Annotated in this window: 17 protein-coding genes; 8 read left to right on the top strand and 9 right to left on the bottom strand. The window is 62.3% G+C overall.

What is annotated here, in order from left to right; genetic code table 11:
- Positions 1-4 precede the first annotated feature (4 nt).
- Positions 5-2,314, bottom strand: coding sequence for a DUF4011 domain-containing protein (locus tag KTJ77_RS11885; protein WP_217338749.1), 2,310 nt, complete (start codon positions 2,312-2,314; stop codon positions 5-7).
- Between the two features lie 403 nt (positions 2,315-2,717).
- Between KTJ77_RS11885 and KTJ77_RS11880 the strand changes: the two genes are divergently transcribed.
- Entirely contained in the window at positions 2,718-2,978 is a 261-nt protein-coding gene (locus KTJ77_RS11880; protein WP_217338748.1) for a hypothetical protein, read from the top strand.
- 694 nt (positions 2,979-3,672) lie between these two features.
- Here KTJ77_RS11880 and KTJ77_RS11870 read toward each other — a convergent pair.
- The 6 genes from KTJ77_RS11870 to KTJ77_RS11845 all read right to left on the bottom strand — a co-directional run bounded on the left by KTJ77_RS11870 (position 3,673) and on the right by KTJ77_RS11845 (position 9,603).
- On the bottom strand, positions 3,673-4,686 hold the full coding sequence (locus KTJ77_RS11870) for a sugar phosphate isomerase/epimerase (protein ID WP_217338747.1): 1,014 nt from the start codon (positions 4,684-4,686) through the stop codon (positions 3,673-3,675).
- 11 nt (positions 4,687-4,697) lie between these two features.
- Entirely contained in the window at positions 4,698-5,792 is a 1,095-nt protein-coding gene (locus KTJ77_RS11865) for a Gfo/Idh/MocA family protein (RefSeq protein WP_217338746.1), read from the bottom strand.
- Positions 5,789-6,649 (bottom strand): carbohydrate ABC transporter permease, encoded by an 861-nt coding sequence (locus KTJ77_RS11860; protein ID WP_217338745.1) that lies wholly within the window; start codon positions 6,647-6,649, stop codon positions 5,789-5,791. Before KTJ77_RS11860 ends, KTJ77_RS11865 begins: the two co-directional genes overlap by 4 nt.
- Entirely contained in the window at positions 6,646-7,590 is a 945-nt protein-coding gene (locus KTJ77_RS11855; RefSeq protein WP_217338744.1) for a carbohydrate ABC transporter permease, read from the bottom strand. The genes KTJ77_RS11860 and KTJ77_RS11855 overlap by 4 nt, the downstream gene beginning before the upstream one ends.
- 12 nt (positions 7,591-7,602) lie before the next feature.
- Positions 7,603-8,934 (bottom strand): extracellular solute-binding protein, encoded by a 1,332-nt coding sequence (locus KTJ77_RS11850; protein ID WP_217338743.1) that lies wholly within the window; start codon positions 8,932-8,934, stop codon positions 7,603-7,605.
- Between the two features lie 63 nt (positions 8,935-8,997).
- The gene (locus KTJ77_RS11845) at positions 8,998-9,603 is read right to left on the bottom strand and encodes a TetR/AcrR family transcriptional regulator (protein WP_217338742.1); all 606 of its coding nucleotides are present in this window, start codon (positions 9,601-9,603) and stop codon (positions 8,998-9,000) included.
- Between the two features lie 123 nt (positions 9,604-9,726).
- Here KTJ77_RS11845 and KTJ77_RS11840 point away from each other — a divergent pair, with 123 nt between their 5' ends.
- From KTJ77_RS11840 to KTJ77_RS11820, 5 genes are all read left to right on the top strand, one after another.
- Entirely contained in the window at positions 9,727-10,539 is an 813-nt protein-coding gene (locus KTJ77_RS11840) for a sugar phosphate isomerase/epimerase (RefSeq protein WP_217338741.1), read from the top strand.
- The gene (locus KTJ77_RS11835; protein WP_217338740.1) at positions 10,536-11,660 is read left to right on the top strand and encodes a Gfo/Idh/MocA family protein; all 1,125 of its coding nucleotides are present in this window, start codon (positions 10,536-10,538) and stop codon (positions 11,658-11,660) included. Before KTJ77_RS11840 ends, KTJ77_RS11835 begins: the two co-directional genes overlap by 4 nt.
- A 258-nt stretch (positions 11,661-11,918) precedes the next feature.
- A complete protein-coding gene (locus KTJ77_RS11830) occupies positions 11,919-13,508 on the top strand; it encodes an HNH endonuclease signature motif containing protein (RefSeq protein WP_217338739.1) in 1,590 nt (529 codons plus the stop codon).
- 349 nt (positions 13,509-13,857) lie between these two features.
- A complete protein-coding gene (locus KTJ77_RS11825; RefSeq protein WP_217338738.1) occupies positions 13,858-14,484 on the top strand; it encodes a hypothetical protein in 627 nt (208 codons plus the stop codon).
- A 129-nt stretch (positions 14,485-14,613) separates the two neighbouring features.
- On the top strand, positions 14,614-15,042 hold the full coding sequence (locus KTJ77_RS11820; protein ID WP_217338737.1) for a VOC family protein: 429 nt from the start codon (positions 14,614-14,616) through the stop codon (positions 15,040-15,042).
- 189 nt (positions 15,043-15,231) lie between these two features.
- On the opposite strand, the gene KTJ77_RS11815 is transcribed toward KTJ77_RS11820, so the two are convergent.
- Positions 15,232-15,522: a hypothetical protein gene (locus KTJ77_RS11815; RefSeq protein WP_217338736.1), complete on the bottom strand. Its 291-nt coding sequence runs from the start codon at positions 15,520-15,522 to the stop codon at positions 15,232-15,234.
- A gap of 91 nt (positions 15,523-15,613) precedes the next feature.
- Between KTJ77_RS11815 and KTJ77_RS11810 the strand changes: the two genes are divergently transcribed.
- Both KTJ77_RS11810 and KTJ77_RS11805 read left to right on the top strand, forming a co-directional pair.
- Positions 15,614-18,631: an Ig-like domain-containing protein gene (locus KTJ77_RS11810; protein ID WP_217338735.1), complete on the top strand. Its 3,018-nt coding sequence runs from the start codon at positions 15,614-15,616 to the stop codon at positions 18,629-18,631.
- Between the two features lie 150 nt (positions 18,632-18,781).
- The gene (locus KTJ77_RS11805; protein ID WP_217338734.1) at positions 18,782-19,357 is read left to right on the top strand and encodes a hypothetical protein; all 576 of its coding nucleotides are present in this window, start codon (positions 18,782-18,784) and stop codon (positions 19,355-19,357) included.
- A 46-nt stretch (positions 19,358-19,403) separates the two neighbouring features.
- Here KTJ77_RS11805 and KTJ77_RS11800 read toward each other — a convergent pair whose 3' ends face one another.
- On the bottom strand, positions 19,404-19,718 hold the full coding sequence (locus KTJ77_RS11800) for a nucleotide pyrophosphohydrolase (protein ID WP_217338733.1): 315 nt from the start codon (positions 19,716-19,718) through the stop codon (positions 19,404-19,406).
- Between the last annotated feature and the right edge of the window lie 9 nt (positions 19,719-19,727).

Here is a 19,727-nt window from a genome sequence, read left to right as displayed (position 1 = left end):
CCCTTCAGAATGCACCCCGCCACCATGTTGGTGATGGTCTGCGATTTTCCGGTACCAGGGGGCCCTGCAAGACGAAGGATCGACCCTGCTGAGCCCAGAGGACGGCCCGCTTTTGAGTGGAGTCGGCGGAAACAGGTGTTTCGAGGTCCTCGATTTGCTCGGCGGTAGGTTCCGTTGACGCGGCTATCGCACCGTCGATGAACTCATCGGCGGGTGTTTCGATGAGGTGTCGAATAAGTGGGTGGCGAATGAACTGGTCCGCATGCAGGTTGAGGTCCTGCCACATTCGGAAAGAAGACAGATCAAGGGTGGCGAGGCGAGCCTCTGCTACCACCTCGGCTCGTAAATCACCTTTGTGGGTTAAGAGCGCTGCGCCAACTTCGTCGATGACTGAGTTGATGTCGATGCCGGCGCCGTCTGAAGTCGGCTCGATCAGTCCTGGAATGTTTAGGTTGTGTTCGCGTCGCAGCCACTCGACGAGTGCGGCATTCGTGGTGGTTTGGCGGGTTGGATCAAGTGCAAGGGCGAAGTCGGAACTCTTCCGAATCGAGCTCATCGTGACAGGGACGAGGATCAGCGGTGCGTCCGCGAACCGCCCTGGTGACGGAGACCATCTGAGGAATCCGAAACACACGTACAGCGGATTCATTCCTCGTTCGTCGCGTGCAGTCTTCGCCGCGTGCGCGATCGAACGAAGCTCACGCGTTGCGACGGGGGCTGTCACCTTGTAGCGTCCGTCACGCGTGGTGCGGATGCGCAGGCTGTACAGCGTGCGCTCCCTCAGCGCATTTCCGACTCGGTCATGGTCTTCGCTCTCACTCGCGGAGAGCAGCTCTCCGGCGTCTTGGAAGCCCCGTGCTCGCCATAACTCGGGTATCAACGACGCATGGCGGAGCGTGAAAGTCCGATCCTGATTGAGTAGGTCCTCAAATCGTCCTAGATCCTGCGGAGCCAGGACGATCGGTTGCGTACGTGCATTGTTGGGGAGGTTGAGTAGCGCATTCGTGGCGTTGAGAGTAAATAGAGACGCCTTCCACGCGCGGTATCGCGCGGGGTGGAGGTCGACGACTCGCTCGGCGGTTTGAGAGACAGTTGGCAGTGTTACATGAGGGGAATCGATAGCCGCAGAACCAGTCGAGGCGGTCGTCATGCGGAACTCAACAACCTCTGTCACGCCGTCTTCGCGGTCATGGACTGAGGGCAACGGAGAAACGCCTTGGCGTCTGGCGGCAGCGATATCAATGAGATGCGCTCGGCCTTCGGCGACTGCCCATGCTAGGCGCACCTTCCTGGCCTCGGTGCGCGCCGCCGCAGCATTTCTATCGACACCGGACGTCAGCGCGGTGGTTTCGATAACTCCAAGGAGACCAGACGTCACGAGTTGGGAAATTCGTTGATGGTCGCTTGATACGGCCTCCCCGGTGTACCAGCTCGGTTCTTTCTCGGTGTCAGCACGCCAATATCCGACAAAGATGTGGTCGGTCAGAAGAACCATCACCGGTTGGAGACCGATGTGTTCTAGCACCGCGGCAAGCAAGACGGTTGTGTCCAGACACGTGCCGAGGCCACCCTCCGCCACGTCGCCGTGGTCACGGACCCGCTGACCGGTGTGTTGCAAGTCCCAATTGGGAGGTGGCTCTGAGTATGCGATTCTCCTATCGCGGATTGCCTCATAGACAGCAGTCACGGATCGCTCGACATCCTCCGCGGCTTCACGAGCATCCGAAATCTGGAATGAGTAGAAGGATTCGTCGCCGAACAGTTCACCCCGTTTTGTTGCGGCCTCACGTGCCACTTTCACCACGATCGTGTGATTCGGTCTTACGAAGGATGCAAGCAAGGCGCGAGACAGTTTGGTGCCAGCGCCCTCGCGTGCAGGCATGGGATCGCCATCCCAGTTCCATAGGTTGCTCGGTTGAATGGTGACGGCTCGTGTGTCTCGTGCGATCACCCGGTCATCCGAAACCACTGTGATGTCCGCGATCGCGTCTCGCTGGTCGACTATTCTCGCCATTAGCGAGGCCGACAGCGGAACGTGTACCTGACCAACCCTGATCCCTGTACCGGGCTCGACAGGTCCGCGGTATGCGATCTGTCGCCCAAAAATTACGTCCGAGTCCCTCAGCGTGACGGTAATCTCAGCGTCCGAAAGGGCGGAAGCCACGCTGAGCTGAAGGTTTTGAACCTGCGGAATTTTCGCGTGCGCAGAGGCCCAGGACCACTTTGACGTTACGGCCCCCACAGCGATAGCTGGCAAAACCGAGCTTGTTGGGTCCGTATTGAACGAGCCGATCCTGTCAATGTTAGCTTCCATGGGTGAGGTTTTTGCCTCTCCGGACAGGCGTGCACTTGACTCGTCGTGTGCGCGGCAGTTGAACGATCGGAGATCGAAGCGAGTCGGCCATCAGCGGCTTCCTCTGCGTGATATTACGGGGCGGGTGTATCTCGAGGCATCGATTTGGTAGAGACGTAGACAAGTTGCTGTCTGAACCTTGGGCAACGAGCACCTGATCCTGGAGTTTCAAAACGCCCCCTCGCGTGAGTTTCTTCTCATCTGAGCCTAGTCCTCTGATGAGTTGTGTTCGCTTTGGACGAAGGTTCTGAGCCATGCTGAGGGCGAAGATCTGCGGTGGTCGACCGGAGTGTCGATTGATCAAGTGCGCGGATTTGTTAAGAGTGCTCTAATGTGATGCTCACGCAGGCGCCGAGGAGGAAGCATGGCATTAGTTCGCCGACTTTATCAAGCGGTCACGGACGGAGGCGTTCATCCGACCCAGGTCGATGCGTCGTGGGCGCGCGTGCGTACGGATGACGGCGATCTACTTCAGATTTCCACGTACGGATCCGATCATCGGGCAAGTAAGCCGAAGGTGAGCCAAACGATTCAGATCGATGAGGATCGTGCGCGCGAACTGATCGCGGCTTTAAAGGAAGTTTTCGGCGCACAGATCCTCGGAGAGTCATCTCAAAGTATGTGAACACCAGCCAGAGCTGCAGTCGCTTGGCCGGGCTCGCCCAGAGGTCTTCAGCTTGGCCGGGCTCGCCCAGAGGTCTTCAGCTTGGAGGTCTCAGCTCCCGCCGAATCCCCGCACGCAACTCATCGTGCTGCGCGCCGAGCGCCGTAGCCGCATCCCACCAGTTCGCCGCGTCGTAAAGCCAAACCGGCTTGCGCACGAGCTCGGGCGGCTCCCACTCGTACCGCGGCCACACGTGGGCGTGAACGAACGCGTCAGTGTTCCCGAGAATGTCGATGTTGATTCGACGAAACGCGGGATCCGCAGCGCGGCACGCCGCTCTACCGCGGTCGCGAGAAGATCAACGTCGGCGAGAAACTGCACCCGTTCCTCACGAGGGAGCTCGGCCAGTGCCTGGGCCTGAGGGTTACGGCTCGGCAGCACTCAATAACCGGGCAAGAACTGCACGTCGCCCATCACCGCGAACCCGCTCGTCAGCTCGGCCAAAACAGTAGGGTTCTCGCCGCGCAAAGCGGAACCAATGCGATCGTCGCGCCAATCCATGCGCCGCAGTCTATTGGTTCCGTCCTCCCGCCCGCTCGCGCCAACAGCAAACGACAGCAAACAAGAGCAAACAAAAAACGCCGCCCCCATAGCCCTCAGCACAGATGAGGGAAACAGGGGCGGCGTCCGGTCAAACGATGACGCGCAACACTAGCTACTGGTTGCTGAATGCGGCATCGAATGAGGCTTCAGGCTTCGGCCACAGCAGCGACCGAACGAATCCAACCGCCTCGGCGGCGCCGTGCAGGCGGTCCATGCCGGCGTCTTCCCACTCGATCGAGATGGGGCCGTCATAGCCGATGGCGTCGAGCGCGCGGAAGGAGTCTTCCCACGGCACATCGCCGTGGCCGGTCGAGACGAAGTCCCAGCCGCGACGCGGGTCGCCCCACGGCAAGTGCGAGCCGAGCACGCCGGCGCGGCCGTTGTTCGGGCGCATGCGGGTGTCTTTGCAATCCACGTGGTAAATCCGGTCTTTGAAGTCCCAGATAAACCCGACCGGGTCAATGTTCTGCCACATCATGTGCGACGGATCCCAATTGAAACCGAACGCCTTGCGGTGATCAATCGCCTCCAGCGCACGCACCGAGCTCCAGTAGTCGTACGCAATCTCACCGGGGTGAACCTCGTGAGCAAAGCGCACACCCTCGCCGTCGAAGACGTCGAGAATGGGGTTCCAGCGCGCCGCGAAGTCTTCGAAACCGCCCTCGATGACAGAAGCCGGGACCGGCGGGAACATCGCAACATACGGCCAGATCGAAGAGCCCGTGAAGCCGACAACCGTATCAACCTCAAGCTTGCGCGCCACGCGGGCCGCACGCTTCATGTCTTCCGCCGCGCGCTGGCGAACACCCTCGGCATCGCCGTCGCCCCACACGTAATCGCGCAGAATCGCCTCGTGACGGAAGTCAATTGGCGCATCGCACACGGCCTGCCCGGCGAGGTGGTTCGAGATTGCGAAGATCTTCAGACCGTGGCGGTCCAAGATCTCCTTGCGTGACGCAACGTAGGCGTCATCTTCATCTGCGCGCTGCAGGTCAAGGTGGTCACCCGACGCGGCAACTTCGAGGCCGTCATAGCCCCACGAAGCCGCAAGGCGCGCGACCTCTTCGAACGGCAGGTCGGCCCACTGGCCGGTAAACAGGGTTACGGGGCGTTCAGCCACAGTCATCTCCTCCGATTTCACAATTCGACAGCGACCCACGCGCCAGCCTGACGGGCTGATGCGATCACCGCTTCGGTCACAATGGCGGCACGCAGGCCATCAACAAACGTCGGCAAACCGTCGCTGTCAACCCCGCGCATCGCGTTGTATGTGTCGCGCACGAAGCCGTTAAAGGCATCCTGATACCCCATGGGGTGGCCAGACGGAACCACAGACAAGCGGGCAGCATCGGGTGTCAGCTGAGAAGCATCACGGCTGCGCATCAGAGTGCCAGCGCGGGTTCCGATCGCCAACTGTTCGGGCTTCTCCTGTTCAAATCGCACCGACTGCTCAGAGCCGTGCAGCTCAAACTCGAGCGCATTCTTGCGCCCCGCGGCCATTTGCGACACGAGAAGCGTGCCAATGGTTCCGCTCGCAAACTCCACCAGCACTGCGGCAATGTCTTCGTTGTGTACCGGCTGGCCACCACGCTCGGCATACACCGTGCGCGAGCGCGCCGACAGGCGCACGATGCGGTCGCCCGCCACGAACTCAACCAGATCGCACAGGTGCGAGCCGATGTCGGCGAATGCTCGGGACTCGCCGTCAGACATGCGCCAGTTGGCGTCGGTCTGCAGCAACATCCAGTCTTGCAAATACGAAGCCTGAACGCTCAACACGGCGCCAATCGCACCCTGCTGAACCAGCGCGCGCGCCTCCCGCACCATCGGGTGAAAGCGGTACACAAACGGCACTGCATTCACTACGCCAGCCTCAGCGGCGGCGTTGACCAGAGCGCGAGCGTCAGCAGACGTCGCGGCAAGCGGTTTCTCGCACACCACCGCGACACCCGCCGCCAACACCTGCGCGGTGATGGCAGGGTGCGTGTCATTCGGTGTGCAGACGTGCACGACATCGGGCTTCAACGCCAACAGCTCGTCAAGCCCCGCAACCGCGGGCACGCTAAACGCCGCAGCAGTCTCTTGCGCTGACGCGAGCGTGCGCGACGCGATGCCCACGAGGTCAGCGCCCGCGGCGCGAGCGGCGCGCGCGTGCACTTCACCCATGAACCCCGCGCCAATGATGCCAACGCGAAGCGCAGTCATGGTTCCATTCGTCGTCACAGCACTCATCCCTTGACCGCGCCGCCAGACATGCCGGCGACCAGGTTGCGCTGCACAACAAGGAAGAACACCACAACCGGAATCGAGAACAGCACCGAAGCCGCGATCAGCCCGCCGTAGTCGATGCCCGTGTCTTGGTTGAACGACACGAGCCACACCGGCAGGGTGTACTTTGCCTGCTCCTGCAGCAGGATGTACGCCATGATGTAGTCGTTCCACGCCTCAATAAAGGTGAACACGGCCGTCGAGATGAGACCGGGCAGAACGAGCGGGAAGTAGATGCTCCACAGCACACGCATGTCGCCGGCGCCGTCGAGACGGGCAGCCTCGTCAATCTCTTCCGGGATCGACTGGAAGAACCCACGTAGCACCCAAATCGAGAACGGCAGTGCGCTCGCGAGATAGGCCAGCACCAGCGCCCAGTACGTGTTCAACATGTTGGCGTCACGGAACGTGAGGAACAGCGGAATAAGCAGAGCGATCGAGGGAATCATCTGAATCGCGAGGATCGTCACCAAAATCGCCTTGCGACCGAAGAAGCGGAACCTCGTGAGCGCTGCCGTCGCCAGGAAACCGACACCGATCGAAGCGATCACGACGATCGCGGCGATCAGCAGACTGTTACCGAGTGACGTCAAGAAGCCGGGCTTCGTGAACGCACGAACGAACGCGTCGATGCTGACGGGTGTGGGGAAGAAGGCCGGCTCAACCGAGGTTAGCTTGTCGGGCGTCTTGAATGCCGAGTTGAGCATCCAGTACGTGGGGAAGCCCCACAAGATAACGAGGGCGAACGCCAGAATGTGTGCGCCCGGGCCGCGACTGCGTAGGCTCCGCCGGCGACGCTTGACTTTAAGAGGAGTACTCACAGCTGTTCTCCCGAACGGACGAGACGGCGGACGTAGAAAGCGGTGACGAACATCAAAATGCCCGCGGTGACGACAGCAATTGCCGCGCCCTGACCGTAGTTATTGCCCGCGAATGCCTCACGGAACGACCAGATGCCCAGCGTCGTGGTTCCGCCCTCGGGGCCACCGCCCGTGAGGATCCAGATCTGGTTGAAGATGTTGAATCGCCAAATAATCGTGAGGATCGACACCAGGTAGATGATCGCCTTGAGGAAGGGGAAAGTCACCGTCATGTAGATCTTGAGCCCGCTCGCACCATCGAGCATGGCGGCTTCGTAGTACTCACGCGGAATCTGCGATTGGCCCGCGTAGAGGGTGAACGCAATGAACGGCGCACCCTGCCAGACAACAAGCAACGTCACCATGATCCACGCGTCAGTCGGCGTGGTCAGCCAGTTGTGGTCGGTGAAGTCTCCGAAGATGCCGAGCTTGGTGATGAGCCAGTTCACAACACCGTAGGGCGGCTGGAACAGCCACTGCCATATAAGCGTGGCGGTCACCGTCGGGATGGCCCACGCGAGAATCAGCACGACGTTGAGGGCGATACGCATGGGCTTGTTCAGACGCATCATCAGCTCTGACATCAGCATGCCGAGGCCGACCGTGATGATGAGGCAGGCGGCCGTAAACGCGACCGTGCGAAGAATGACGGGCCAGAAGTCGTCACTCGTGAAGATGTTGACGTAGTTGTCGAAGCCGACCCACGGCGTCTCGCCGAGGAACAGCGACTTCATGCCGAAGTCTTGGAACGAGCTAATAACCAGGCGAACCAGCGGGTAGCCGACGGCGGCCAGCAAAACGATGGCTGCCGGGGCGAAGAGGAAGAGCGGCGTCAGAGACGCCGACCCCGTCATACGACGAGATCGGCGCCCCTGTGGAGCCGCAGTGTTGCGGAGACTCATAGTGAAACGGCGTTATCCGGCGTTCAGAACGTCGTCGAGGTGATCTGCGAACTTCGCGGTTGCCTCTTCGACCGAACGTGCGCCCGTGGCGATCTGCACGAACAGGTCGTTCAGCGTCTTGTCGGCCTCGAGCGTTGCCCAACCAGCCGATGCGGGCAGCGTGATGCCCTTCTTGCCAGCGGTGTAGAACGCCTGTTGGATCTCCGGAACCTCGTCAACAATCGCATCGATGTAGGTCGGCGAAACCGGCACCGCGCCGTTGTTCAGCGCGACAAACTCCTGCTGAATCTCGGGGCTGGTGAGAATCTTGATGTACTCGGTTGCGAGGTCAGCGTTCTTCGACTTCGCAGCAATCGACACGACGGAACCAGCAGCCATCACCGGAGCGAGCTCGCCCGGGTGGTTGATGCTCGGCATCGGGAAGCTACCGATCTGGCCCACGAGGTCGGGGTTACCGGCCTCGATGGCAACGATCACGCTGGGGTTACCAGCGATGGTCGCCGATGCCTTGAGCTCTGCCATCACGCTCGAACCCTCAGGCGAGGTCGAGCTCGCGGTCTGCGACGACGCGGCCGAGTAGGTGTTCTGGAACTCCTTGTACTGCTCCAGGCCCTTGATCGACTCAGCGCTGTCAATGTCAGCGACCCATTTGCCATCCTTGAGCTTCGAGAAGCTTCCGCCAGCGTCGTAGACGAACGGCATTGATGACTGCCAGTCAGCACCCGCAAGGTAGAGCGCGGAGAAGTCCGATGCCGGGTTCTTTGCCTTGACGGCGTCGAGAGCCGCGGTGAACTCGTCCCAGGTCTCAGGCTCTTCGGTGACGCCTGCGTCTGCCCACATCTGCTTGTTGTAGGCGATCGCGTAGGTCGAAACACGCAGCGGCGCAGCGTAAACCTTGCCATCAACGATCGACGGAGCTTCAAGGCTCTCGTTCCACTCGACACCGTGCTTGAGTTCGTCAAGAACGTCGGTGAGGTCGCGAACGGCGCCGTTGGCGGCGAACAGCTGGATGTTCGTGTTTCCGATCTGCACGACGTCCGGCGGGTTGTCCGATGAAAGCGCCGTCGTCAGCTTGGTGACAATATTGTCCCACTGCTGAACTTCAACCTTGACCTTGGCGCCCGTCGCCTCTTCAAAGCGAGCGTTGACCTCAGGAACGGTCACGTCAAGGAACGCGCCCGTCTGCATGAACCAGACCGTGAGTTCACGGTCTTCGTTCGAGGTGACGTCGTCGGTCGGTGCTGCAGCCGTGCAGCCTCCGAGAGCGAGGGCGGAGATGAGTAGAGCGGCTCCGATGCCTGCCGCCCGCGTCGTAGGGCCGAATGCGGCGCGAGTGTTTTTCATGGTGGTTCCGATTTCTTTAGGGGGTCGTGCGGTTATGCCGACGTTTGTTGCTCGATTGCGATGTCAGCGCGCCGGGGCGAGCATGGTGATCAGGGCCTTGAGGTGCACGATCATGTCGACATCACTGTCGAGAAGCCATTGCGTCTGGAGGCCGTCGAGAGTCGCGAGGATGAGAGTCGCGATCACGGCCGGGGCCAGATCGTTGCGGATGAGTCCGTCTTGCTGAGCGCGTTCAATGCGCTGCGTCCAAGCGGTGCGGTTGCGCTCGTACAGCTGGGTGAAGTACTCGCGGCGATCGGTAGACGTGGCATCGGTCGCGGCAAGCGCTGAAACCACGGAGAACAGACCGATCAAACCCGGAACCGTCGCGTTGTGCGCGATGAGCTCAAGGAGGGCATCGAACTCGGCTCCTTCTTGGGTGGGGAAGCTTTGCCGGTTAACCCCATCGCGGTGCTTGACAAGCTCAAGCATCAGGTTGTCGAGCGACCCGAAGTGGTGCAGAACACCAGCTTTGGAACGCCCAACGCCATCCGCCACGCCCTGCAAGGTGGTCGTGTCAAAGCCTGACTCGGCCACCATCTTCAGGGCCGTGTCGAGAACTTCGAGACGCAACTGTTCCGTCTTTGCATATGCGCCACGGGCGTTGGTGGAAGGGGTTTTCTCTGCCATGGCGAAACACTACCTCTGGTTGGGATTAAAAATCAACCAACGGTCGAAATTGGGTATCAACCTGTTGTATCGTGCTGTTTGCATGCCTGGTACCTGTGCGTGTTCCGCCGAAGAGAGGCACTGATGACTAGCCCTGAATTGTCCGTCCAGCTGTACACCGTGCGAGAAGCGCTTGCCGCTGATCTGCCGGGCACGCTCGCCAAGCTGGCCGCCGCGGGCCTCAATAACGTCGAGGTGTTCTCCGTTGACGAGAACGCCGCAGCCATGCGCGATGCCGCCCAGGCCGCCGGTTTGACCATTCGCAGTGGTCACGAATACTTCCTCTCGGATCACGTGTCATCGCCGACGCGTTCGTTCGAGGTTCGCCCCGTCGAGCAGACGCTGGACTACGCGGCCGAAATGGGTCTTGACTACCTGATCGACGCATACGTTCCCGTCACCCGTTGGGCATCTCGTGACGAGATCGAAAAGACGGCCGAGCGCCTCAACAACGCCGTCGAGATTGCTGCTTCGCGCGGCATTCGCCTCGGTTACCACAACCATTCCCACGAGTTCCACAACGAAATCGATGGCACGAGCGCTTACGAAATCTTCGCCGGCCTCGTTGACGAGCGCGTCGGGCTCGAAGTCGATGTGTTCTGGGCCGCCACCGGCGGGCAAGACGTTCCTGCTCTCTTGCAGCGTCTTGGTTCCAAGGTTCGTGCTCTGCACGCGAAAGACGGCATCATTGGCGAAGACCCGTACCGTGCCGAAGACCGCTCGAAGGTCGATCTTGACCAGCGCATCGCCGGCCAGGGTGAGCTACCGTTGACCGAAATTCTTGCGAGCGCAGCGGCGGCTGAACTCGTTGTCATTGAATTTGACCGCTACAACGGTGACATTTTCGACGCGATCGAGAAGAGTGCCGCTTGGCTCCGTGAGGCAGGTGTTCGATGAGCGCGGCTCCCATGGGGGTCGGCATCATCGGCACCGGAATGATCAGCACGAAGTACCTCGACAACCTCACGACATTCCCCGATGTCAAGGTCGTCGCGCTCGGAGACCTTGATGTTTCGCGCGCCGCGGCGCAGGCAGAGAAGTATGCTGTTCCGGTCGCTGGTACCCCGGATGATGTGCTCAATCATCCTGACGTTGAACTCGTCATTAACCTGACGATCCCGGTCGCCCACGTGCCCGTCAGCCTTGCCGCCGTTGAGGCGGGCAAGCATGTCTGGAGCGAGAAACCGATTGGCGTGAACCGCGAAGAGGCGCGGGGGTTGTTGTCCGCAGCTACTGCCACCGGAGTTCGGCTTGGCATCGCCCCCGACACAATCCTTGGCCCGGCTGTTCAGACCGCGCTGCGTGCGGTCCGACGCGGCGATATCGGGGTTCCGCTCTCCGCACAGACGACCATGCAGTACATCGGCCCGGATCTATTCCACCCGGCGCCTGAATTTCTGTTCGGCTTTGGCGGCGGCCCAGTCGTTGATATGGGGCCGTATTACATGAGCACCCTTGTGAATCTGTTCGGACCGGTCGCCCGCGTTGCTGGCGTTGGGCTCAAGGGTCGCGAAATGCGCAAGATTGTCGTTGGCGAGCGCGCTGGCGACGAGTTCCCTGTCGAGGTACCGACCCACGTCCAGGCAATCGCTCAGTTCGAGCAGGGAGCTACGAGCCAGAGCGTTTTTAGCTTCGACTCACATATTTCGCGCTCAGGTGTATTCGAAGTGATCGGCACTGAGGGCACGTTGATCATCCCCGACCCGAATCGCTTCGTCGGTGAGGTGCGCATCGCTCGAGCGCCGTCGAAGTACGAAGAGCTGGATACACCATTGTGGGAGGTGGTTGAACCCACCGGAACTGAATCGGGGCGAGGTCTCGGCGTGCTCGATATGGCACGCGCAATTCGCGCTGGCGAGCCGCACATCGCCACGGGCGAGCTTGGCTACCACGTATTCGACGCTCTAATGGCGATCGAGGAATCGGTTTCGCTCGGACAGTTCGTCGAGGTCGCCAGCACCGTCGGCGAGATTCCACTCGTTCCCGAAGGCCGCGACCCGTTTGCCGCGACGCTGTAGTTGCCGGTGTTCCCCTGGTACACGCTCCACGAACTCCGGAGTGTGTACCAGGGGACTTCGATGTACATGCGGCTGTCCGCAGCTCCCGCGTGACGGTACCCCTGGCCCGCAACTCGTCATGTCGCGAGGTCCGGAATCCTGGCCGGTCCACTTCTCAAGAATCACACCCACCTTCTCTCATCTTCTTCTAATGTTTTCTCCTCCCAATCTGGGGAATATCGACCTCTCAATGTCGGAGGCCCCTGGGAGAATTGAGGCATGAGCAACACGACCCACGCTCTCGCCGACGCCACCCACGTCGTGCGCGAGAGCGTGGGTGAAATCGTGTCGACAGAGAGTGTTCGGGCGCTCACCGATGACGAGTTGCGATGCCTCGCGGTCGAGGCCGGCCAACTCTTGCGCTCGGTCGAAGCTGCCCTCATCGAAGTGGCAGGAGAAGTTGAAGCGCGGTCTCAATCAACAGCGCGCGAAGAACGCTTCAGCGTGCGCCACGGCTGCGCACGCACCAACGAGTTCCTCCAGCGCGCCACCGGCGTCAGCGCACCCACCGCAGCCAAATGGTTCCGCGCATCCGCAGCCCTCCGCGGCCGCACCTGCGTCACCACCGGTGAAGCCCTCCCCGGCGCGCTCCCCAAACTTCGCCAAGCACTCGCGTGCGGAGCCACCGGAGTCGACGGCATCCTCGCCATCGCCGGCCCCATGCTCACTGCCCGCGACCGCGCTGACGCGGCCGGCTTCGCCTCCGCCGACACCGCCATGGCACTCGTCGCCATCACCGGCGACGGCACCCAAGACTCAACAGTCCAAGACGAAGCCACGCAAGATTCAACAGACCCCGACGCCGCACCCCAGGTTCCGCACCTCCCCGACGCCGAAACCGCACGCGCCACCGTCGCCGCCGACGGCTGGCTGCCGGTCGCGGCCGACGTGCTCAAAGTGCACGCACACACCTGGGCCACCTGGCTCGACCAAGACGGCGCCGAACCCGCCGACGCCCGCGCCGCCAAGCAGCGCGGCATCACCCTCGGCGCCGCGCGCGACGGCCTCATCCCTATCAACGGCCTCCTCCTGCCCGAAGTTGCCGCCCAATTCGCACGCATCGACGCCGCCATCAACAACCCCCGCCTCCAACCCGCAAAAGGCCAGGCGGAAGACGCAACCACGGGGCACGACGGAACCACCGGTGCAGAAAGCGGAACCACGACAGACGCAGGGGGAGTGCGGTTTGTTGACTCCGCATCGCTTGCAGACGCTCACGCCGACCGCCGCACCGCGGCCCAACGCCGCCACGATGCGCTGGCGACCGTGCTCGGGGTCGCCGCCGCGTCTGAAAAACTCCCCACGATCGGTGGCGCCGCGCCCACCCTAGTGGTGCGCGTTACTGAAGAAGAGCTCACCTCAGGGCGGGGCTGGGCGCAGGTCGACAACTTTCCCGTTTCGCTCGCCACCGCACGTCACACCGCGTGCTCCGGCGCCATCCAACGGGTGACCACCACGTCCACCGGCCGCATTACGCGCATCGAAACCGAAGAACGCGTTTTCAATCGCCACCAGCGCCGCGCGATCGCCCTCCGCGACGGCGGATGCATCATTCCCGGCTGCTCCGTCACTGCCGCCTGGTGCGAAATCCACCACGTCACCGACCACGCCCGCGGCGGGCCCACCCATACCGACAACGGGGTACTCCTCTGCTGGCATCACCACCGATACCTCGACACCCACGGTTGGAACATCCGCATGCGGGGCGGAATACCCGAAGTGTGCCCACCCCGCTGGATCGACCCGCAGCAACGCTGGCGTCCCGCCCGGCCGCCCGGCCCGCCAAACTTGTCGCCGCGTCGAACGTAGGGGAGAAGTGCGTCGCGCAGTCATGTTCTCCATGCGGGCGCGGGCAGCAGGTGACTGGACCTACCCGCCAAACCTGTCGCTGCGTCGAATCTCGGGGAAGTGCGCCGCGCTGTCACAGCCGCGGAGCGTGGGCGGGGCTGACCAAACCGACCCGCCTTGCGATTACGGGTCAGGTGCCGACCGAACCCACCCGCCTGGCGAGCGTTGACAGGGGCCGACCGAGTCGACCCGTCTTGCGAGCGCCGGTCAGGGCCGACCGAACCCACCCGCCGAGCGGACTTTGGTGCTTGATGCTACGGTCTGAGGCATATGTGACTTTTGACCTGCGGTTTGTGTGAGAGGGAGAACGATGATGTTGGCCTCAAAACGATTGTCAGCAGTAGGTGCAGTTTTCATCGGGGTGCTGTGGTTGTCTGCCTGCGCTGGGCAAGCGACGCAGGCGCCGACGGAACCAACAAACAGCGCCGCGGAGGGTGCGGCAGAGGCGCAGGCGGCGGAACCTGCAGGATCGGCTGAGGGTTCGCGCGACGCCGAAGATGCTGACGCGACAGTACAAGCCGAGGAGACCGAAGCGGCCACACCAGAAGTTCGTACGCAGGAGAAGAGTTGCGGGTGGGATGCTCCGCGTCTGGACTCCGGCGTTCCGGCAACGCTCCCGGCCGATGCCGCCGGAGACCTCGCAACGGCCCTCATTGGCAGCTGGCAGCACACGCACTTCGATTCGGGTGCCGGATTCGAAATCGTCGACACCGCCGACGTGCGCTTTGTCTTCCCCTCCGCAACCGAAATGCTGTACTGCCAAGACGTGCCAGGCGTCACTGACCAGCGACAAGCAGAAGCGGCGGTCACGCTCGACGGCACCACGATTGCGCTACCCCCTCCGGCAACCGGTTACCGGGCGATCGCATGGGATGAAAGCGCGATGCTGTGGGAGAACCTCCGCGACGGCTCAACGTTCTTGCTGCAACGCCGCTGACACGGCGCCAAGCGCTGGCCGCAAGCATGCAGAGTAAACGCGCGACCGCCCCGATCACCGCCGGTACCTCACGCGGCCGCGCACTTCAACCCCTTACTCCGGTGCTCGCGTCGCCCATACGCTAACCCTATGAGCGGACTCATTCCCTACATCCTGTTCGACGGCACCGCGGCCGAAGCCCTCACTCGGTACCAAGAGATCTTCGGCGGCACCCTGCACCTCTACGACTACAAAACCCTCGGACGTACCGACGGCCCGCCCGAGGCGATCGGCCACGGCATGCTCATCGGAGATGTTGAACTCGCCGCCGCCGACGCGGCCCAGGGCGAGGCTGCACTCTCAATGACCGGCCTTCATTTCTCCCTCCTCGGCACCAAAGACCCCGGCACCCTCACACAGTGGTTCGATGCTCTTGCCGACGGCGGAACCATCACCGACCCGCTACAGAAGCGTGCGTGGGGAGACTACGACGGCACCGTCATCGACCGTTTCGGCGTCTCATGGCTGATCGGATACCAAATTCCTGAGGCGGCAGACACGTCAGTCGAAATGTCGTAACCCCGCGAAGGAATACTCCGTAACCGAGCACTCGCCAGCGAGATCGATAGATAAAGACCAAAACATATTCAAACTGAAACGTGGATAACGTTTACTTTTGGCCTTGGGCTGAGTAGATTTGTTTTCTTGCGTGTGGGAGAGACACGCGAATAACAAGACAAACCCGAACTTGGAGTCGAACGTGTCCGCTCAATCAGAGGTGCCGACCGTGCGCCACCCACGCAGAAGTATCCACCGTCGCGGCATCGGCAGCCTTGTTGCTGCCGCCCTCGTCACCGTTGGGCTTCTGGTTCCGGCCCTCACGGTTCCGGTGACGGCATCTGCAGAACCCGCGCCCTCGAGCACGGACGTTGCAAAGAGCTCCACGTCGGTCAGCATTTCCAGTCCAACAACGTTTTGGTCAATGGAGGACGTGGTGATCACAGCCGCGGTTGCGGGATCGCCGGATGCTTCTGCGCCGAACGGGCGGGTATCGGTCACGTTAAACACGCTCTACGCGTTCGATTCCGTCTATGACGGCAAAGACACAGCCACTATTAATATCGGGCATCTCCGGCCAGGCACGCATGTGATGACCGTCACGTTCGAGGGTAATGATGACCACCTCGCGTCGACTGTTCAGCACACGGTCACCGTTCTCGCCTCGGCGGGAGCTGCAACGAACGCCTCGGTCGTGCTGGGGCACAGCAAGGTCGACGTCAGAACCGCTATGCCAGCCACATTCGTCCTTTCAGGTGCATCGGATGTGCCCATTGCAGAACGGGCCTTCAGTGTCGCCGTCTTTCGGTATCCAGACATGACGTCGCCCGTGTTTGCTACCGATCTCCGATCCGACTCCGCTGGGATGGGTTCAATCGAGATTCCCCCACAACCGGTTGGCGCGTACGTGGTCAGGATCATTGTTCCCCCAACCGCATCTCACGCTCCTGCCACGCACACGTCGTCATATGACGTGACCCCGATCGTGACAACGACGACCCTCACGATCTCACCGCTTGACCCAAGCGGGATGCGCCCGGCCTTCACCGACATTACCTACACCGCGACGGTGACGCCCGCCATGGCTGGTATCCCCGTCAGCCTCCTGAAGACGTCACTGGTGCCCCCAGCGTCGGTCGTGCTTGGCACGGCCATCACTGACGCAAACGGTGTTGCGACCTTCACCGCGCGTACCGGCGCGCTGAGTCCCTTACCTGAGGTGTTTGCCGCGAAGGCAGAACCTACGGATCCCAACATCTTCTCGTCGACCAGTACGCCAATTGTGTCGGCCGTTGGCCTGCGGTATGCGAGCGCTGTGGTCACCACGCCTCCCACGGCTCGCATGACCGAAACGGAAACGAGCCTGGATGTCATCTTCCCCGGCGCGCCCGACGAGCTTGCCGGCTCCTCGGTATCCGTCTACCGCGGCGCCACCCACGTTGCCACCGAAGTTGTTTCTCAGGAGGACGGCTTCTTGCGTGCCGACTTTCAGATTCCTGCGCCAGCAGTACTCGGCCCGGACGTCCTCAACTTCCGCATGACGTCGTCGCAACCCTCCATCGTGACGATCTTCACCTATACGACCCCCACTGTATGGACGCTTGCCCCGCAGAACCTCGCCATCGAGGCGTTCCCCAGCGTCGACGCGATGACACCCATGCCGATCGCCGCGACGGTCACCGACGAGGGCGCTCCCGTTGCTTATCGCGATCTCACGCTCAATGTTTACGGTGTTGACGGCGGCCTTCCGCTGTTCACCACTGACCTCACCACCGGTGCCGAAGGTGCAGCCGGTGCTATGGTTCCGCCCCTCCCCGTTGGCAGCTACCGCGCCACAATCACCGCGGCGGCAACCGGTCTCTACGATGCGCTTTCCGAATCGGTGACGTACGACGTCGTTCCGATCGCATCGACAACCACTCTCACCGCGTCACCAACCGCGGTGCACGGTTCCGACCGCACGTTCACAGCCACGGTCGACGGCGACGACCCGACGGGTCTCGTGGAGTTCGTTGACGATGGCACCGTCATCGGCACGGTCGCCATTGTCGATGGCACAGCATCGATCACCATCGACACCCTCGATGTCGGCGACCACACGATCGTCGCGAACTACCGTGGCGACGTGCGCCATGCCGTGTCGCACGCGTCAATCACGGCGACCGTGAGCGGGTGGACAAGCGTCGTCACGACAAATCTGTCGGCAACGGAGGCGCTCGTCGCGGACGCTGTGGAGATGGACGTCACCGTCGCGCTGATCGATCCGAACGCGCCGACGATCTCGCGCGCGATTGGTTCGGCCAGTGCGCAGGCGAATGGAGCCGTCGAGCTGTTGATCGACGGACAGGTCGTTGGCGACCCGGTGGCATTGGTGGCTGGTGCTGCGACGCTTGCCGTGCCGACTACGACCGCCGGTACGTTCGACGTCGCGGCGCGCTACATCCCCATGCTCCCGTGGGTCAGCGGTACGGATTCCGCGACCAGCACGCTGACGGTGTCGCTGGCGGCGCAGAATATCGCGATTGAGGCATTCGCCAGTGTCGACGCAATGACACCGATGCCGCTCGCCTTCATCGTGACCGACAGTGAAAGCAGCCCCCTCGAAGCCCGCGACGTGACCGTCAACATCTACGGCGTTGACGGTGGCCTGCCCCTTTTCACCACCACCCTCACCACGGGTGCTGAAGGTGCCGCAGCCGTCATGGTTCCGCCCCTGCCTGTCGGCTCCTACCGCGTCATCGCCACCTCGCCGCAGACCACGATGTTTGCCGAGGCCACCGCATCGGCAACGTACGACGTGGTTCCGATCGCGACGACGGTGAACGTCACCGCGTCGCCGACAGCCGTGCACGGTTCTGACCGCGTGTTGACCGCAACGATCGACGGCGAAAACCCGACCGGCGTCGTTGAGTTTGTCGACGATGGAACGGTACTCGGCACCGCGCCGATCGTTGACGGCGTCGCAACGTTCACCGTCAATACGCTTGAGGTCGGGTCCCACACGCTGGTGGCCGACTATCTCGGCGATGACCGTCACGCACCGGCAGATGCGTCAACGACGGCCACGGTCGTCGCGTGGACCAGCACCGTCACGTCGCAGCTGTCAGCCGCCGAGGCGCACGTTGGCGACGCGGTCACGCTGCAGGTTTCTGTCACGCTAAGCGACCCGACCGCACCGTCGGTTACCCGCGCGATTGGTTCGCCTTCGACGGCGAACGGAACCGTGGCGCTGCTGATCGACGGAAAGATCGTCGGCGACGCCGTTGCGTTGACCGATGGCGCGGCGACGCTCACGGTGCCAGCGACGAGCGCAGGTTCGGTGTCGGTATCGGCGCGATTCGTGCCGGCCGACGCGTCGATGACCGCCGCGGACTCGGCCGCGCACACCCTGGCGATCGCTGACGTGCCCGAGCCGACTCCGGTGCCGACGCCGGAACCTTCGGAGATGCCGACGCCGTCTGCTTCGGTAACGCCGTCACCCACCTCGACGTCTGCGCCGCTCGCGTCCACCGGCGCGGGTGAAGCCCAGGGGCTCGCACTCGGCGTGCTGCTCCTGATGACAGGACTAGCGATCGCGGCAGGACGGGTATTGCGCAAACAGCGCACCTAACCCGCGCGAAAGCTATCGCGTGCGCTGCCTCTGCCGCCGCGCGACCGGGCCGAGGTCATTCCCCCAGATGACCTCGGCCCTCTTCCTCCCCGAGACCACCTTCTCGGCCAGCGCTCGGCACACCTCGGTACGATCGAGCGAGGGGGAGAGATGAAGACACCACCGATGGCAATCGCGATGCTTATCGCGGCTGCGCTGATGCTCACGGGGTGTGATGCGCACAGTGCGCCGGTCACACAGCCGACGATTACCGTGCCTGATGAACTCACCCCAACGAACGTGCCGGAGCCGCAGCAAAAGCTTGACGCGGCGTGCGCGTCATCGTGGGTCAAGTTTGAGCGGGCGCTCACGCAGTTCGACGCCGCCAGCACCGAGGCTTCGCACGACGCCGGCGTCGCCTTCGACGCAGAAGAACCCTTCGCCGTCGCTCCTGACGCTCCCGGCGCCGCCGACTACTACGCGAGTCTCAGCGACCTGACTTCGGGCTTCGGCGACACCGTCGTCAACATCGCCGCCGGCATCGAAAACGCTCGCGTACACGACGCGTTGACGAAAATTGGCGAGGGCCACATCGACGCCGGCGCGTTCTTAGCGACCTACACTGACGCCACCACCGACGATGACCTCACTCGTTTTCACGACGAGTACAGCGCCACCATCTCTGAGATGCTGACCTACGCATCGCTGTGCGGTGAAACGCTGAGCGGCGGAACCAGCGACAGCTGACGCTGGAAGGTCACCTTCCCCGCATCCTGCGCCGAGGTTCCGCGCCCTACTCGATCGGCGCGATACGCCCACGGGTGTGCTCGACCGGATACTTCAGCCGCGTCTTCTCCAGCTTCGACAGCAGAATCTCATCGAGGTCAAACCCCATCACGCGGGCCAGGGCGATGCAGTAGTGCAAAACGTCGGCGAGCTCATCGGCAACCTCTTGCCTGTCAGCCTCGTCGCTCCACTGATAAAGCTCAAGCAGCTCGGCCGCCTCGATGCTGATGCTTTTCGCGAGGTTGCTGGGCGAGTGAAACTGCTGCCACTCCCGCTCCTCGGCGAAGTGACGCAGGGTGTCGAGCGTGTGTTGACTCACCATATGCCGACG

Origin of the sequence: Microbacterium sp. NC79 (assembly GCF_019061125.1) — a bacterium.
In the GTDB taxonomy this organism is placed as follows: Bacteria; Actinomycetota; Actinomycetes; order Actinomycetales; family Microbacteriaceae; genus Microbacterium.
The sequence above is the reverse complement of the archived record's forward strand: the minus strand, read 5'-3'. Positions and strand labels throughout refer to the sequence as shown.